18 protein-coding genes and 1 pseudogene are annotated in these 15,848 nt (G+C 37.5%); 10 read left to right on the top strand and 9 right to left on the bottom strand.

Annotated features, from left to right (window positions below; genetic code table 11):
* The coding region (locus AACV33_RS18160; RefSeq protein WP_255458625.1) for an esterase/lipase family protein at nt 1–912 on the bottom strand (912 nt) is incomplete at its 3' end.
* Between the two features lie 173 nt (nt 913–1,085).
* Between AACV33_RS18160 and AACV33_RS18155 the strand changes: the two genes are divergently transcribed.
* The 4 genes from AACV33_RS18155 (at nt 1,086) to AACV33_RS18140 (ending at nt 2,903) form a co-directional block, all read left to right on the top strand.
* Nucleotides 1,086–1,490 (top strand): NUDIX hydrolase, encoded by a 405-nt coding sequence (locus tag AACV33_RS18155; RefSeq protein WP_012550241.1) that lies wholly within the window; start codon nt 1,086–1,088, stop codon nt 1,488–1,490.
* Nucleotides 1,491–1,507: 17 nt separating this feature from the next.
* Nucleotides 1,508–1,837, top strand: coding sequence for a DUF4144 family protein (locus AACV33_RS18150; protein ID WP_012550240.1), 330 nt, complete (start codon nt 1,508–1,510; stop codon nt 1,835–1,837).
* 87 nt (nt 1,838–1,924) lie between these two features.
* Complete coding sequence (locus AACV33_RS18145; protein WP_017022322.1) at nt 1,925–2,302, top strand: hypothetical protein; 378 nt, start codon at nt 1,925–1,927, stop codon at nt 2,300–2,302.
* A 184-nt stretch (nt 2,303–2,486) separates the two neighbouring features.
* The gene (locus tag AACV33_RS18140) at nt 2,487–2,903 is read left to right on the top strand and encodes a hypothetical protein (RefSeq protein ID WP_012550238.1); all 417 of its coding nucleotides are present in this window, start codon (nt 2,487–2,489) and stop codon (nt 2,901–2,903) included.
* A 65-nt stretch (nt 2,904–2,968) separates the two neighbouring features.
* Here AACV33_RS18140 and AACV33_RS18135 read toward each other — a convergent pair whose 3' ends face one another.
* A complete protein-coding gene (locus AACV33_RS18135) occupies nt 2,969–3,961 on the bottom strand; it encodes an OmpA family protein (protein WP_017022323.1) in 993 nt (330 codons plus the stop codon).
* Between the two features lie 329 nt (nt 3,962–4,290).
* Between AACV33_RS18135 and AACV33_RS18130 the strand changes: the two genes are divergently transcribed.
* The 3 genes from AACV33_RS18130 (at nt 4,291) to AACV33_RS18120 (ending at nt 5,679) form a co-directional block, all read left to right on the top strand.
* Nucleotides 4,291–4,947 (top strand): QnrAS family quinolone resistance pentapeptide repeat protein, encoded by a 657-nt coding sequence (locus AACV33_RS18130; RefSeq protein ID WP_182700508.1) that lies wholly within the window; start codon nt 4,291–4,293, stop codon nt 4,945–4,947.
* Nucleotides 4,948–4,959: 12 nt separating this feature from the next.
* Nucleotides 4,960–5,271 carry a cupin domain-containing protein gene (locus AACV33_RS18125; RefSeq protein WP_182700507.1) on the top strand — a complete coding sequence of 104 codons (312 nt, stop codon included), beginning with the start codon at nt 4,960–4,962 and terminating at the stop codon, nt 5,269–5,271.
* Nucleotides 5,272–5,388: 117 nt separating this feature from the next.
* Nucleotides 5,389–5,679 carry a putative quinol monooxygenase gene (locus AACV33_RS18120; RefSeq protein WP_017022324.1) on the top strand — a complete coding sequence of 97 codons (291 nt, stop codon included), beginning with the start codon at nt 5,389–5,391 and terminating at the stop codon, nt 5,677–5,679.
* Nucleotides 5,680–5,759: 80 nt separating this feature from the next.
* Here the strand turns inward: AACV33_RS18120 and AACV33_RS18115 are convergent, their stop codons facing one another.
* Both AACV33_RS18115 and AACV33_RS18110 read right to left on the bottom strand, forming a co-directional pair.
* The gene (locus AACV33_RS18115) at nt 5,760–6,980 is read right to left on the bottom strand and encodes a NupC/NupG family nucleoside CNT transporter (RefSeq protein ID WP_017022325.1); all 1,221 of its coding nucleotides are present in this window, start codon (nt 6,978–6,980) and stop codon (nt 5,760–5,762) included.
* Nucleotides 6,981–7,219: 239 nt separating this feature from the next.
* Nucleotides 7,220–8,131: a LysR family transcriptional regulator gene (locus tag AACV33_RS18110; RefSeq protein ID WP_017022326.1), complete on the bottom strand. Its 912-nt coding sequence runs from the start codon at nt 8,129–8,131 to the stop codon at nt 7,220–7,222.
* Nucleotides 8,132–8,334: 203 nt separating this feature from the next.
* On the opposite strand from AACV33_RS18110, the gene cobB reads away from it, so the two are divergent.
* Nucleotides 8,335–9,048 (top strand): Sir2 family NAD+-dependent deacetylase, encoded by a 714-nt coding sequence (gene cobB, locus AACV33_RS18105; protein ID WP_017022327.1) that lies wholly within the window; start codon nt 8,335–8,337, stop codon nt 9,046–9,048.
* Nucleotides 9,049–9,137: 89 nt separating this feature from the next.
* Here the strand turns inward: cobB and AACV33_RS18100 are convergent, their stop codons facing one another.
* The 5 genes from AACV33_RS18100 to potA all read right to left on the bottom strand — a co-directional run bounded on the left by AACV33_RS18100 (nt 9,138) and on the right by potA (nt 14,236).
* Nucleotides 9,138–10,181: an extracellular solute-binding protein gene (locus AACV33_RS18100; RefSeq protein WP_012550231.1), complete on the bottom strand. Its 1,044-nt coding sequence runs from the start codon at nt 10,179–10,181 to the stop codon at nt 9,138–9,140.
* A gap of 183 nt (nt 10,182–10,364) precedes the next feature.
* The gene (locus tag AACV33_RS18095) at nt 10,365–11,399 is read right to left on the bottom strand and encodes an extracellular solute-binding protein (RefSeq protein ID WP_023603248.1); all 1,035 of its coding nucleotides are present in this window, start codon (nt 11,397–11,399) and stop codon (nt 10,365–10,367) included.
* Nucleotides 11,400–11,506: 107 nt separating this feature from the next.
* Complete coding sequence (potC, locus tag AACV33_RS18090) at nt 11,507–12,277, bottom strand: spermidine/putrescine ABC transporter permease PotC (RefSeq protein ID WP_065610416.1); 771 nt, start codon at nt 12,275–12,277, stop codon at nt 11,507–11,509.
* On the bottom strand, nt 12,277–13,134 hold the full coding sequence (gene potB, locus AACV33_RS18085) for a spermidine/putrescine ABC transporter permease PotB (RefSeq protein WP_012550228.1): 858 nt from the start codon (nt 13,132–13,134) through the stop codon (nt 12,277–12,279). The genes potC and potB overlap by 1 nt, the downstream gene beginning before the upstream one ends.
* Nucleotides 13,118–14,236 (bottom strand): spermidine/putrescine ABC transporter ATP-binding protein PotA, encoded by a 1,119-nt coding sequence (potA, locus tag AACV33_RS18080; protein ID WP_012550227.1) that lies wholly within the window; start codon nt 14,234–14,236, stop codon nt 13,118–13,120. Before potA ends, potB begins: the two co-directional genes overlap by 17 nt.
* 336 nt (nt 14,237–14,572) lie before the next feature.
* Here potA and AACV33_RS18075 point away from each other — a divergent pair, with 336 nt between their 5' ends.
* Both AACV33_RS18075 and AACV33_RS18070 read left to right on the top strand, forming a co-directional pair.
* Nucleotides 14,573–15,382: a membrane protein gene (locus tag AACV33_RS18075; RefSeq protein WP_012550226.1), complete on the top strand. Its 810-nt coding sequence runs from the start codon at nt 14,573–14,575 to the stop codon at nt 15,380–15,382.
* 7 nt (nt 15,383–15,389) lie between these two features.
* Nucleotides 15,390–15,848, top strand: a pseudogene (locus AACV33_RS18070) (glucosaminidase domain-containing protein); the annotation flags it as partial.

The raw sequence follows: 15,848 nt of genomic DNA, 5'->3' as shown, positions 1-15,848 counted from the left end.
TTTTGTTAATAGTAACTGTTGTTCTTTTAAAATATTGATAAGCGTTGTCGGTGTGAATACTTCATTACCGACAATTTTCACATGTCCGATTTCCACTGTAATTGGAATTACCTCAGAAAAGGCGTCAACCGCTGTATTTGATTGCTCTTCCAAACTAAATACATAATCATCTTCTAGGCAGCGTTGGTTTTCACTCATGCGGCGGCACTGGTTACGTTCATCGGTTTTAATAATTAAGTGTTGTGATACCGATGGCGATAATTCACCAGGTGTTGTCATAAAATCAACATTTGGGGGGATTTGTTGGTATTTCTCACCGGTAACGGCGTAGCAGATAAGATCGACAATACCGAGTGATAATATTCGTAATGAAGTAATTCCACAGTGTGATGACGCATTAATGCCATTAAAGGGCGAAGATACTGTGGTTAATTTAATCTGTTCTGAATGGATGATTTGTTTGTCTTCTCTGTCTAACGTTAATGCTCTTCGTGCAACAAGCCCGCCTTGGCTATGTCCAATAACATGTAACGGTTGATTAGGGTTGTATTTAGATAATTGATTAAGAGCGTATACGAGCTCTCCTGAGGATGTTTCGAGGCTATCTCTGTCATCGTATTCAAAGCAAATCGCTTGTTGATCATTCAAATCGTAGACTTCTGATAACGCTCTAAATTTTCCGGCGGAAGAAAAGCAACCATGAACAATAACCGTTAATGGGGTATTTGGATCAATATTAAGGGTGTTATCTTTCGTATTCGAGCAATGTTTCAGCCCTGGTATTTGCAATGATTGTTTGACGTTAGGAGTCGTTTTTACTGTGGTGGCTTGTTCAGTAGAAGCACAGCCAGAAAGCAGAAAGAGCAAGCTAACACTGACGAGAACAGGCGTCATTATACTTAATTTATTCATAGACATACCTATTTTCATGATTCCATTCATTAGGTTTTATCTTATACTACTGACTCTAGAATATGGTATTTAATTGATCTACTTAATAGGTAATGTGACCTACCTCCGAATTTATCTTGTTTTCTTTTTCTTGAAAGGGCTAAATTCTATTGAGTGATTTCTGTGAGGGTTTTATGAATAAAGTAATCGATAAACTGGCTTGGATTTACATTAAAGACGGTAAATTTTTAACGGTTCGTTCAAAAGGTAAAGTGCTGTTTTATCTTCCTGGTGGAAAGCGAGAACTTGGCGAGAGTGATGAGCAGGCTTTAGTAAGAGAAATCAAAGAAGAATTATCTGTCGATCTTTGTCTTAATACGATTCACTATGCGAATACGTTTGTTGCCCAAGCTGACGGAAAAGAAAGTGGCGTATCAGTTCAACTCACTTGTTATTTTGCTGAATTTACGGGCGAACTTGCCGCGGATGCTGAAATTGAAGAGTTAAAATTTGTCGATCAAACGGATTTAAATGTGTGTTCATTAGCAACAGTGGTTACGATGGACTGGCTTATAGAAGAAAATAGACTCACTGTATAATACAAGGAAGACACAAAATGGTAGTTTGGCCTGCAATAGTAAAGTTCGATGGGGATCCTGAGTTGGATTATCTTTCAGATATAATGGAATGGGAACGTGAATCTGAATTGCATTATTTAGGTTATCAAGAGAATGATGTTCTTATCGATTCAATCGGGGCTATATTTATGCTTAATGATCCTAAAGATAATGCCGCGAAGATTATCCCTACAAATAAAGTAAGTACTCTTGAAGAGGTCACTGAATTAGTTAAAGCGCATGCATCAAGTTTAGGTTCATGCTGCGTCGCTAAAATTGGCTTTGATTCTATTTTAGAGGCTATCCGCACGGTAAAGTCGTTATCTTAAAGCGGTTTATTTTTTAATGTATTTTTTTGGAACATAAACCCAATAGGTTTGTCCTATATAGGAATTAGCCCAAAAAGAAGCATTAAAATGAAAGAATTAAAAACCCTCGCCATCCAGTTGTTAGAATGGAATAAAGAAAACTTAAAGGCATCAACCACTCTTTTTGAATCCGATCTTGCCACTTGTTTTGCCGATGAGTTTGTAGTTAAAGCCAATGGTCTTGAATACAAAGCAAATCACCATTCATATTTAGAGTTTTTAAATGGGTTTAAAGCAAACATTGAGTCTATTTGCTATAAAGTACAAGAGTACCTTTGTGATGCAGATAAAGTGGTTACGGTGATGTCGGCTAAAGTGCGTCGAATAGATGGAAGCATTGAAGCGTTTGAAGCGATGTTACTGCTTAAATTTGATGAAAATGATTTAATTACATTGTGGCAAGAAGTGTACGCAAAGAAAATTTAATCGTGACAATGTATGCGTTCGTGTCCTTTTTCTTGATAATTACGTCATTATATATTTGATGCCACCGTCATTTTTAGATTGTTTTTTAACCGACTTTTTCAAAATTAGTGATCGTGATTGCAGTTATTTTTGATGATGTATTTAGACTTAATAGTCGTGTTTTTTACATACTCAAGGATTGAATATGGATAACTTGTCAATTGCATTACATCAAGTAAATAGGGCAATCAAATTATATTTAAATGAGCGAGATTACTTAAGCACCATAACGCTAGGTGCTGCTGCTGAATCTATTCTTGTTAAACTGCTTGTAGAACAGCATCAAAAAATTGCTTGTGAAGAAGTTATATTTAAATGTAAAAGCGAGATCAGTGAATTGTCTCTATTAGATAAAGCCGGTGTCGTCAATTACTACAGTAAAAGAAGTACCAAAAGATACTATTACTCAATATTAGACAGCAATGAAAGCAGTGTTGATTGGGAGGCAAAGGCAACCGAGTTATTAGGTCATTGCTGTGACAATATACTCAAGCTGAACATTTCTCCGAGTGCAGACGTTCTTCTATTTATTAAACAGAAAGATGTTCAACTTATTCGTTAATCGACTAATTACGTACTTATCGTTAAATACAATAAGCTCCAAATGAGAGTTTGGAGCTTATTATTTTACTTTTGAGCTTGGTAATCAAATTCAGGGATCGTGATTTCAACACGACGATTCTGCTGACGACCTTCTTTTGTTTTATTTGAGGCGATAGGGTTATTTTCGCCTTCGCCTTCAATTAAAATACGTGATACATCAATGCCTTTCGCGACTAATTCATTTGCTACAGAAAGTGCACGTTCTTCTGATACTATTTGATTGTAAGACGCTGAACCTGTTGAATCTGTGTAACCCGTAATCTCAACATTTGCTTTTGGATAAGCACTTAGAATATCAACAAGATTCGTTAAGTTCTGTTTACTTTCTTCCGTTAGCGCCGTGCTATTTGATTCAAAGCTGTTTGAATTCAATTTTTTAGTTTTAAAGGTTTCAGTCGTGATGATTGGTTTAACCACTTCTTTTTCTACGATTTCTGCTTTAATAACAGGCTTCGGTTGTGGCCTTTCTTCAATAAGAACGACGGGTTGAGTTGCTTTTTCGTTGTTACCAAATTTATATACAATGCCTAAAGTTGCAGAGTTTCCTGAAGCTCGAACAATCTCATTATTAATGTCACTAATATATTGGTATTCAAGACGTACCGAGATATTGTCATTAGACATAAATTCAAGACCAGCAGCACCAAGGTATGAATAATCTTCTTGATTACCATATTCAACAAATGCGCCACCGAATTTACCATAAAGTGAAACGGTGTCTGTAATTGGTAAGTTTACCTTAGGTGCAAGCGTAATCGCAGTTACTTTGTCGTCATTCAAACCAGAGGCGGTAAACTTACCTAGGTAGTCATAACCCGCTTCAATAGAAAGAATATCCCACATCTCATACCCTAGAAATGCACCAATGGTTTTATCTTCATCATCACAGTTGATGCTTGAGAGGCAAGCTTCGTTTAACCAAGATTTACCCGCTTTTGCACCAACGTAGACTTCAGCCAAAGACGCTGTTGATGTTAAAAGAAGAGTTGCGCTTATTACCACTGCTAATTTTTTCATTAGAATTCTCTATATTTTTTTGTGTTTAAAACACATCACGATATGACGATGTTTAATTTAAGAAGGAAGTCTATATACCCTGAAATAAAATAAAGAGAGCGCTTTATAGTTAATTATTTATGTAGTGCTAAATCACACGAGGTTCGATGAAACTTTCTTTTTCAATGCCGCAGCCCTACCTTTGTTTTTTATGCTATATGGCGCTTATTTGGCGCCTTTAAATGCCCATTTACGGTCATTTTAAGTTGTTGTTTTTTAATGATTTATATTTATTGGTCTTTACTTCAGATACTGGTAGTCTTCTTTCATACGAATTGGAGAAGTAAAGCATGGCTAAATATAATGAAATATTTGATAACGTGGATTTTTCGAAACAAGATTTAAGAGAATCCTATTTTGAAGGGTGTAAGTTTTATCGATGTGATTTCAATCGAACCAATCTGAGAGACTCCCGATTTGTTGATTGTGTTTTTATCGAACAGGGGGCAATTGAAGGTTGTCATTTTGATTACAGTGACTTAAGGGACGCATCATTTAAACGCTGTCGCTTAACCATGTCTAATTTTAAAGGCGCAAATTGCTTTGGTGTCGAATTTAGAGAGTGTGATTTAAAAGGAGCTAATTTTGTTCAAGCCAGTTTTGTTAATCAAATAAGTCATCAAATGTATTTCTGCTCTGCTTATATTACGGGGTGTAATTTGTCTTATGCGAATTTTGAACGCCTATGTATCGAGAAATGTGACTTGTTTGAGAACAAATGGAACGGAGCTAATTTACAAGGGGCATCTTTTAAGGGATCGGACCTTTCTCGTGGCGCATTCTCTGAAGACTCGTGGGGTCAATTTAGAATGCAAGATGCAAACTTATGTCATTGTGAATTGGATGGTTTAGATCCCCGTAGAATTGATTTAACCGGTGTTAAGATCTGTGCATGGCAACAAGAGCAATTATTAGAGTCATTAGGATTAGTGGTACTGCCTGACTAAAAGGACTATTTGATGGATAATCTGTTTAACAATATACCGAGTGATTTAACGAATGAAGTGTTTACTGATCTCGTCAGTACTCATGCTGTTCGTATTGAAAGAATCGTATCTTTTGGACAGAGCTCACCTGTCTCTGGTTGGTATGACCAAGATGAAAATGAATGGATATTGGTATTAGAGGGGTCGGGCACCATTTTGTTTGATGATGGTATAGAGAAAACGTTATGCAAAGGAGATTATTTAACGATCCCTGCGCATCAAAAGCATAAAGTGAGCAAAACGGATCCCGATAATTTAACGATTTGGTTGGCTGTTTTTTATTGAATTAGAGGATGTTAGGTATATAAAAAGTAACCTGTTATCAAAATGGTGTGTACTTACATTATTAATTTTAATCGTATATTCTGACAGTATCTAAATTCAATAACGGAAAATAGTAACATGAATAATGTCCTGACTATCGTTGCAAAAATTGACGCTCATAATGATAAGGTAGAGTTCGTAAAAGCGGAGCTACTAAAGCTGATTGAACCGACGCTTAAAGAAGCGGGTTGTATTCAATATGATTTGCACCAAGATAATGAAGATCCAAGTGTGTTTGTATTCTATGAGCAGTGGGAAAGCCGCGAGTTGCTACAAGATCACTTAAATAGCCCTCATTTGATTGGTTATGTAAAAGCAACAGAAGGCATGGTGTCTTCATTCGTGCTGAATGAGATGACAAAGCTTTAATATCTCGCTATTTATACGTAATAGATAAAAAAAGACACCGCGAATAGGGTGTCTTTTTTATGATTTACATAGAGGTGAGATTAGAAAGACAAGAAGATGCCAGCAACTGTGGCACTCATTAAGTTTGCTAATGTTGCTGCAAAAATAGCTTTCATGCCTAACCGTGCAATATCTGGGCGACGGCTTGGAACAATACCGCCTAATCCTCCCATTAACATCGCAATAGACGTTAAGTTCGCAAAACCACATAGAGCGAACGTTACGATAGCTTGCGAATGTTCACTTAATTGATCTTTGACTGTCATTAAATCCGCAAAGGCAACAAATTCATTAATGGCAATCTTTTTACCGATTAAACTTGCAGCCACCATGGATTCAGACCAAGGAACACCAATTAACCAAGCAACAGGGGCAAACAAATAGCCAAAGATAAGATCTAAGCTTAAATGGTCAAATCCAACCAGCATCCCAATCTTATGTAATCCACCGTTCAATAGAGCGATAAGGCTAATAATAGCCAACAGACTGGCACCAACCGCAAATACGATTTGTAATCCATTTAACGCGCCCTGAGAGGCGGCATCAATGATATTTACTGGTGCATCATCAGGGGTTTCTTCTTCGTACTGCGTAGACTCATCAATCTCTTCAGTTTGAGGAACAATTAATTTTGCCATCATTAAACCAGCGGGTGCTGACATAAAGCTCGCTGCAATTAAATAGCGCAACTCAACGCCTAAACCTGCGTAACCAACCATTGTGCCACCAGCGACAGAGGCGAGACCACCGACCATTACAGCAAATAATTCAGAACGCGACATTTTTGCAAGGAAAGGGCGTACAACTAAAGGCGCTTCAACAGAGCCAACAAAGATATTTGCGGTAGCTGACATTGATTCTGTACGTGTGGTTCCAAGAAAGCGATGTAACCCGCCACCGATGGTTTTAATTATCCATCCCATGATACCAAGGTAGTACAACACAGAAATTAACGCAGAGAAAAAAACAATCGTTGGTAAAACGTTAACCGCAAAAATAAAACCTAATTTATATTGTGCTAAGTCACCAAATAAGAATTCAGTTCCAACGCGGCCATAAGCAATGATATCTGAAACCGCAGTAGATATGCCGTTTAAAATGGTGCGACCGATAGGAACATAAAGAATGAAACCGGCAAACAAGATTTGAATAAAGAAAGCACCTAAGACTGTGCGCCACTTAATCGCTTGTCGATTTTCAGAAAAAAGAAATGCAACCGTAAAAAGGCTAATAATGCCTAAAATACTGACCAGAAAGTCCACAGCCAAACTCCAATAATAACTAGTGTAATGATTGCGAAGGTATTCTAGTCAAAAATAAAAGTGTGACAAGGATCAAGTTGTTATTGATCGTACATAAGAATAACAAAAAGAAGGCTAATTGATTGTCTATTCATCAAAAAGGTAATAATTGAGAGTTTTATCACGTATATAAGAGTCAGTTGTTACTATATGGGATAATAAGGCTGAATATTATCCCTAATGATTGCATGTTTCGTCGTTTATATATTATCAATTTTCTCTGAATTAATATGCTGACGAACAAATTCCATAAAAACATGGACTTTTTTAGGTAAGAATTTACGACGAGGGTAAACGGCATATAACGGCATCGACTGATTTAATTCCCAATCGGGTAAGAGTTGGATCAGCTTACCGGTACGCAATTCATCAGACAGTAAATACGTTGCAACGTAACCAATTCCACTTCCTGCAATTGTTGCATTCCGAATCGCATCAGCTGAATCAATGCGATAATTCCCTGAGACTTTAATTTGTAGATTATCGTTATCTTTATGAAACCCCCATACATTGTCTTTACGTTCTCGGCTCACATAAGTTAAACAATTATGCTTTTTTAAATCATAAGGATGATAAGGGATCCCTTGTATCGAAAGATAAGAAGGGCTAGCAACTAAAACAAAATGACAATCAATTAAGTGACGAGCAACAAATCCTTCAGGAGGAGAGTCCATGACTCCTATCCATAAGTCTAATTGCTCTGCGATGACATCAATTTTATGATCAAACAAGGTAATTTCAACATTCAATAAAGGGTAGCGCAGATGAAGCTCTGACAGATAAGGCAAAATATGATTGGTTGCGAATGACTGAGCAATACCGACTCGTAGTTTTCCTTGTAGATTGTCTACATTAGAAAGCAGTTCATTTTCTGCTTCATTGATTTCATCGGCAATATTCGCGCAATGGACGGCAAAAGATTGACCCGCTTCGGTAAGAGAAAAAGAACGAGTGGTTCGTTGCACTAATTGAACTCCTAAGCGTTCTTCAAGCAACTGGATCTGTTTACTTACCTGAGTTCTAGATATTTCGAGAAGTTGAGCAGCTTTAGTAAAGCTTTGTTGTTGATGTAGTGCGTTGAACACAATCATTTGTTTGGCTTGCTTTAACATGAGCGTCTCGATTAATGGTAATTGACCAACGTTTGACTAATTGTAAGTGTTCAATGCAATTGAATAAAGTGAGTTATGATTTTGTTTTTAGATGCCCTTACAAGTGATAGTGATATTTTTGTGTTATGTTATATTTAACTGATTGATCTTGTTGATAGTCTGTAGAAATAATACGTGTTTTAGAATAAATAAAGGATGATGACATGCTTTTTCCATATAAGAATATTGTGATTTTAACTGGCGCTGGTATTTCCGCTGAATCTGGGATTCAAACATTTCGCGCCAGTGATGGCTTATGGGAAAATCACCGAATTGAAGATGTAGCGACACCGGAAGGTTTTTTCAAGGATCCTGATTTGGTTCAAGATTTCTATAATAAACGTCGAGCGTTATTAAAGAGTGATGCTATTCAACCAAATGCGGCACATAAAGCATTAGCTCAATTAGAAAAAGAACTCGATGGGACCGTTACTATTGTGACTCAAAATATTGATGACTTACACGAGCGTGGTGGAAGTAAAAATGTGATTCATATGCATGGTGAACTCAATAAGATTCGCTGTGAAGAATCGAATCAAGTGATTGCTTGTACTGATGATATACAGACTGGTGATTTGTGTCATTGTTGTCAGATCCCTGCACAGTTACGTCCTCATGTTGTTTGGTTTGGTGAAATGCCTCTTGAAATGGGAAGAATTCACGATCTATTAAGTCAGGCAGATTTGTTTATTTCTATTGGTACATCAGGTTCTGTTTACCCTGCTGCTGGCTTTGTTCATGAAGCCACATTACATGGTGCACATACCATTGAAATTAATCTTGAAGCAAGTGCTGTTGAAGATGAGTTTGAAGAAAAGCGTTATGGGAAAGCGGGAGTATTAGTGCCTGAACTTGTTTCTGAACTATTAGAAGCATAACGTTTACTTTGTCGGTTATTTTCTCTTATTAAATAAAAAAGCCAATGAATATAATCATTGGCTTTTTGTTTTAATGGATACATGAACTATTACATATCAACTTTTAGGCGTTGGAAATACTCATCGTAAAGTGCGCTTGCTTTACCGACTTCATCTTGCCATTCACCTGAGTCCATCACTTCTTGTGGTGGAAAGATGTTTGGATCGTTTGCAAACGATTTAGGAAGAAGAGGATATGCTGATTTAACTGGCGTAGGGTAACCAATCTCTAAAGCAATTTTAGCTGCGTTCTCTGGACGAAGTAAGAAATCCATCATTTGGTGTGCCGCGTCGATGTTTTTAGCTCCTGATGGGATAGCTAAGCTGTCCATCCAGAAAATCGTGCCTTTATCTGGCCATACGATCTGAATGTTTGCGCCTTCTTCACGAGCCATATAAGCTGAGCCATTCCAAAGCATACCTACGCTTGTTTCACCAGCAAGGTATGGATTTGCTGGGAAATCAGAGTTAAAGACTAATACATTTGGCATTAGTTTTTTAAGCTCTTCATAAGCCGCTTTAATTTCATCTGGGTTTGTTGTATTCCCTGAATAACCAAGTTTAGTTAATGCGATATGGAACACTTCACGAGAGTCATCCATCATCATTAACTGACCTTCCCATTTCTCATCCCAGAAATCATTCCAAGAATGAAGATCTGCAGGGTTCATCATATCAGCGTTGACGCCAATACCCGTCGCTCCCCAAATGTATGGGATAGAATAGTTATTGTTTGGATCAAATGGTTTATTTAAGTAATTTGGGTCTAAATCTTTAAAATGTGGCAGTTTTGTTTTATCAATTTTTTGTAGCATGCCTTCTTTGCGCATTTTAGACACAAAGTAAGTAGAAGGAACGACTAGATCATATCCAGAACCCTGAGTTTTTAATTTAGCGTACATGCTTTCATTAGACTCATAAGTTGAATAATAGACTTTAATACCAGTTTCTTTTGTAAAGTCTTCTAAAATTTCGTTAGGAATGTATTCTGACCAGTTATAAAAATAGAGCTCTTTATCTGCAGCTTGTGCATTACCAGCGATTAAGGCTGCAGCGCACAGTCCTGTAGAGACGAGAGTTGTCCACTTTTTCATTTCCTTCTCCTAATAAGATGGGGAGTGTTACTAATAGCTAAGCAGTATAGCAATTTTTGCGATGAACATCATGGCTTTATAAGAAATGGAAATGTATTTACAAAAAAGAAAGGATATTTGAATGGTAAAAATAAAAATAGCAGCGATAAACGCTGCTATTGAGTTGGTCAGTAAAGGGTTAGGCTACTGTCCGGCTTTCAGTTTTAAAAAATACTCTTCGTATTTTACCGTCATGTTACCCACTGCTGATTGCCACTCGACGCGATCTAGATCTGCTTGAGATGGAAATAGAGGGGCAACATCTTTGAATTTGTCATTAGAAACTTGAACAGCTGTTAGGTAACCAGTATCCGTGGATATTCTGGCAGCAATGTCTGGACGAAGTAAGAAGTTTATCATTTTATGAGATGCTTCTACATTTTTTGCACCAGCAGGGATTGCAAAATTGTCTACCCAACCAATACCGCCTTCTTTAGGGAAGATCAGTTTAATTGGTAATCCTTCAGCTTGTGCTGCGGCGGCAGAACCATTCCAAAGCATACCAAGGCCAACTTCTCCTGCTAAATAGGGAGCGGCTGGGTTATCTGAATTAAAGACTAATACATTTGGCATTAGTTTTTGCAACTCAGCGTAGGCTTCATCAATTTCTTTAGGATTGGTAGAGTTACCTGAGTAACCTAACTTACGTAATGCAATATGGAATACTTCACGAGTATCATCCATTAACATTAATTGGCCTTCAAATTCTGGGTTCCATAAATCAGCCCAGCTATTAAAGTCAGCGGGATCATACATGTCAGTATTGACCGCTAAACCTGTAATGGCGACTACGTGTGGGATTGAGTATTCGTTTTGAGGGTCAAAAGGTTTATTTAAATAGTTAGTATCTAAACCATCAAAATTTGATATTTTTGATTTATCAATAGGTTGAAGCATTTTTTCATCACGCATCTTTGCGACAAAGTACGTTGATGGAACCACTAAATCATAACCTTTGTTATGCGCTTTCATTTTTGCATATAAGGTTTCGTTAGACTCGTAGGTAGAATAGATCACCTTAATTCCAGTCTCTTTAGTAAATTCTTCGATAATATTACTGTTGATGTATGGTCCCCAGTTCATGAATACCAATTCATCATTTTCTTTTGCGTGTGCAACATTCATTGTCATTGCTAAAGCGCAGGCGGTTCCAGTAAAAAACGCAGCCATTTTGTTCATTGATTGACTCTCCATTAGAGTGATAAAAAAGAAGACATGTCGAACAAAAGGCATGTCTTCCAGATTTCATTGTTTATACGAAACAATGTATTTGAATTTATTAAACGTTACTTTATTTTCTCTCTTGCTAGCAGTTGTGATAGCACAACTAAAGCAAGTGATACGATTAACATGACGGTTGCTAGGGCATTTACTTCAGGTGAAATACCTACTTTTACCATTGAATAGATTTTCAGTGGTAAGATCTCATAGGTTGGTCCTGTTACAAACGAACTGATAATCACGTCATCCAGTGACAATGTGAAGCTTAATAGCCAGCCAGCAGCCACTGCAGGTTTAGCTAACGGTAAAATAATTTGTTTTAAGATAACCCATTCGCTAGCGCCTAGATCTCGTGCCGCTTCTAACATTTTTACATCAAACCCTTTCAAACGGCTGTATACCGTAACTACCACGAAGGGAAGACAGAAAGTAATGTGAGAAATTAATAGTGTAAAAAATCCAAGTTCAAATCCAATCACCAAGAAGATAGCCAAGAGTGAAATAGCCATCACAATATCTGGTGACATCATGACGATGAACAGTAAACCGTTAACAAATTTTTTGCCTTTAAACTGGTAACGAAATAAGGCTACGGCAGTTAAGCTACCAATAATGGTTGCAGCGGTGCCTGAAATTACGGCAATCGTAATTGAATGCCAAGCAGCTTGCATTAAGCTGTCATTGTTGACTAACGCTTCATACCATTTGGTGGTAAATCCACCCCATTTCATGCCAAATTTACTTGCGTTAAATGAGTTTACGATCAAAACGATGATTGGTAGGTATAGGAATATATACACCAAACTCATAAAGCTGATTTTTATTGCGCGTCCCATCAGTCTAGATCCGCCTTTTTATTTAATAACTTGCCAGCTCGATAATAGGCATACAGCATTAATGCCATTGCCAAGGTGAGGGCAATACTGGTCGCTGCACCAAATGGCCAATCTCGAGCGTTTAATACTTGGCTTTTAATAACATTACCGATTAATAGGTTTTTCGCGCCGCCTAATAAATCAGAAATGTAGAACATACCAAGAGCGGGGAGTAGAACTAATAAGCAACCACCAATGATCCCTGGCATGGTTAATGGCAGAACTATTTTTAACAGTGTTTGCAGCTTATTTGCGCCAAGATCTTTTGCTGCTTCTAAATAGGTATTATCTAGCTTTTCAATTGCAGAGTACAAAGGCAAAATCATAAATGGTAATAGGATATAGACTAAACCTATCATTACCGCTGTTTCTGAATACATAATGCGTAATGGTTTATCAATGATATCCATCGCAAGTAACCCTTTATTCAAAATACCTTGAGTTCCTAACACAATTTTAAGTCCGTAAGTACGGATCAGTGAGTTAGTCCAAAAAGGAACAATGATTAAAAACAGCATAAATGGACGCCATTTTTCTGGCATTTTTGCAACAATGTAAGCAAATGGGTAACCCACAACTAAACACAGTAGTGTTGCAACAATGGCCATATAAAATGAATGCCACAGTACTTTTGCGTACAAAGGATCAAAAAGACGAAGATAGTTATCTAGTGTAAACGTCATTTCGATTAAATTTGCTTCATCACGAGTAAGGAAACTTGTGCCTATGATCATTACATTAGGAATGAACACGAACAACAGTAACCACGTTACAATAACGGTGATGATGATATTTTGGAGATTAAACTTCTTGTTCATCTGCGAGCACCACTTCCCAACTTTCAACCCAAGTAATTGCTACTTTTTGACCTAAAGAGTGATCAACATCTGGATCATCTTCATTAAAGAATTCACTGATCATGACACGCATGCCTGAATCTAATTCAAGAACAGAGTCCAATGTCATCCCTTTGTAAGTACGTTCACGAACGTAACCGGTGATGCCTTTGGTGTCTGATTCTTTAATTTCTTCCAGTCGCAAATCTTCAGGGCGCAGTAGCACTTTTACTTTATCGCCTGGGTTGACATCCAGATCACAATAAACGACTGCTGACGTGTCTTCGATTTCGGCTCTGATTCGCTTGTCATCTAGGCGTTCTAGCACCGTAGCGGCGAACACATTGATTTCACCGATGAAGCGAGCAACGAATAAGTTCTTAGGTTCTTCGTAAATTTCACGAGGAGTACCGTCCTGTTCGATAACACCGTCACGCATAACAATGATGCGATCTGACATAGAGAGGGCTTCTTCTTGATCGTGAGTTACAAAAATAAAAGTAATACCCAACTGACGTTGTAGTTGTTTTAGCTCAATCTGCATTTGCTTACGCAATTTGTAATCAAGGGCAGATAAAGATTCATCTAACAATAGAACTTTTGGCTTATTTACAACAGCACGTGCAATCGCGATACGTTGTTGTTGACCACCTGATAACTGGTGCGGTTTACGATTTGCCATTTGTGCTAGACGCACCATTTGTAATGCTTCCATTACGCGTGATTCGATGTCTTTGTTTGGCACATTTTGCATACGTAAACCAAACGCAACGTTGTCAAATACCGTCATGTGTGGGAATAGGGCGTAGCTTTGGAATACAGTATTCACATGCCTCTGTTCTGCGGGGATAGACGTTACATCTTTCGAATCCAGTAAAATTGTTCCTGCATCTGCGGTTTCAAAACCTGCAATCATGCGTAACACTGTGGTTTTACCACAACCTGATGGGCCTAGAATCGTTAAAAATTCACCGTGATTTACGTCTAAATCAAATTTAGATATAACTTCTTTTCCATCAAAGCTTTTTGAAATGCCCGTTAATTTAATAACCGCATTTTTTTCGGATTGTAGTGTAACGTTCAATGTCTTTTTATCTCCGCCTTGGGTAGTGATACCGCTCTTAGTGTGGTGAATGTATGATGTGATTTCGGGCGCATAATAGACCCCAAGTAACGATATGCAAAGTGTTTTTTATTTCATTAGTCATATTTTTTTAAAAGACTCTGATTATCATAACTATTCTGTATATATTTCGTGCTTTATTATAGACAAAGATCAGCAACTTGGTTGGTTTTGTTACAATTGTTTTTGATGATATTCCGCTATTATCAAATAAATCGTTAATTTCTTTTTTATGACTACTGCACTCAGATGGTGAAAGCCGTATAATCGCGCCATGTTTTATTGTGGTGTGCAAAAATGAATGAACAACCGAAAGAAAAAACGTTTGTCCTTGGTGGTAGCATCGAAAAAGCCTTATCAGGCGAAGTTGAATTAAGCCCTGTTAGTGTTATCCAAGAAGCTTGGAAAAATACGATTAAACATTTTTTTACTTTTTCTCCAGCAATTCTTTTGCTGACGTTTTCTTATATGGCAATTTTCTTTTTAGCTTTGCAAATTCAGTTAGGTGATCCTGCTGTTTTGTTTAAGGCTATTTTAGGCGAAGTCGAATTAACATCTAAAATATCTTATGCCGCTTTTGTTGCAGGTTTAAGTGCTCAAGTTATTGTTTCTCCATTAACCGCTGGCGCCAGTTTGATGGGGATGAGTCATGCCGCGGGAATAAAGTGTCCTACGCAATATATATTTAAAGGTATTGCTTCTGCTGGAATGGTTGCACTTGTCACTATTTTATCTGAAGTATTCCAAGGAATGGTTAATCTTTACCTTCCGTTAGTGGCTTTGTACCTATCGATGGCATTTGGCTTTGCTATTTTACTTGTCTGTGAAAAGAAAGTGATGCCACTAAAAGCGTTGCTGCTTTCTTTTAGAGCAACAAATAAGAAACTCGGCTCAATGCTGCTTATTCATGTTGTTATTATGCTGGCTCTTGTTTTTGGTATTGCGTTGTATGGTGTTGGTTTAATTGTTGTGATGCCGTTTATCTTCAATATTAAAGGCATTCTTTATCGTAATATGTTTGGTATTACGTTAAAAGTGATGGTTAAAAAAGACGATGAGGGCAACGGCCCAGATCATCAAGTTCAAAATAATATTTTTAACGCGTGAGTTTCTAATGATTAAAAAAATTCTAATTTCGGCGATTACACTATTAACGGTTGTTGCCTGTACACCCAAAGAAGATGTGCCTGATTTTAAGGGATTCAAGGATGTGAAAGAAAAAAAAGCAGCCTTCTTTAATTTTATGTATCCCGCGGTAATGAATGAAAATATACGTGTTGCTGAAGAGCGTGTATTTTTAGAGCGAATTTCGGATAAAGTCGCTAAATCAGAATCGTTAACGTCGGCGGAAACGACGAGAGTTGGAGAGTTGGCTGAATCTTATAAAAGTGCTCTTTCTGATGAAGGAATTACTTCTGAATGGCTTTCTTCTCTATTGGTTAAGGTTGATTTGATCCCTGCGCCGTTAGTATTAAGCCAAGGTGCTAATGAATCAGCATGGGGAACCTCCCGTTTTGCTCGTGAAGCAAGCAATTACTTTGGTCAATGGTGTTACAGTAAAGGCTGTGGCTTA

This window comes from Aliivibrio sp. SR45-2, from assembly GCF_963890165.1.
GTDB lineage: Bacteria > Pseudomonadota > Gammaproteobacteria > Enterobacterales > Vibrionaceae > Aliivibrio > Aliivibrio salmonicida.
This window is presented reverse-complemented; position numbering and strand designations above follow the sequence as displayed.